The 281-nt window shown below is 49.5% G+C and carries 1 pseudogene; it reads left to right on the top strand.

Features of this window, described 5'->3' with window-relative positions:
• Positions 1–281, top strand: a pseudogene (gene trkA / locus ACMV8I_RS21480) (Trk system potassium transporter TrkA); the annotation flags it as partial.

Here is a 281-nt window from a genome sequence, read left to right as displayed (position 1 = left end):
GGGGGCAAAGAAAGCGATGGTATTGATACAACGCAGCGCCTATGTCGACCTTGTACAGGACAGCGTTATTGACATTGCTATTTCACCACAGCAAGCCACCATTTCTGCATTACTGGGACATGTACGTAAGGCTGACATTGTCAGTGTGTCATCGCTACGTCGTGGAGTGGCAGAAGCCATTGAAGCAATTGCGCATGGTGATGAAAGCACGTCAAAAGTTGTCGGCAGGACAGTTGAGCAGATAAAACTTCCGCCGGGAACCACTATTGGCGCCATTGTCA

Source organism: Ewingella sp. S1.OA.A_B6, from assembly GCF_049889095.1.
Lineage (GTDB): Bacteria > Pseudomonadota > Gammaproteobacteria > Enterobacterales > Enterobacteriaceae > Ewingella.
The sequence above is the reverse complement of the archived record's forward strand: the minus strand, read 5'-3'. Positions and strand labels throughout refer to the sequence as shown.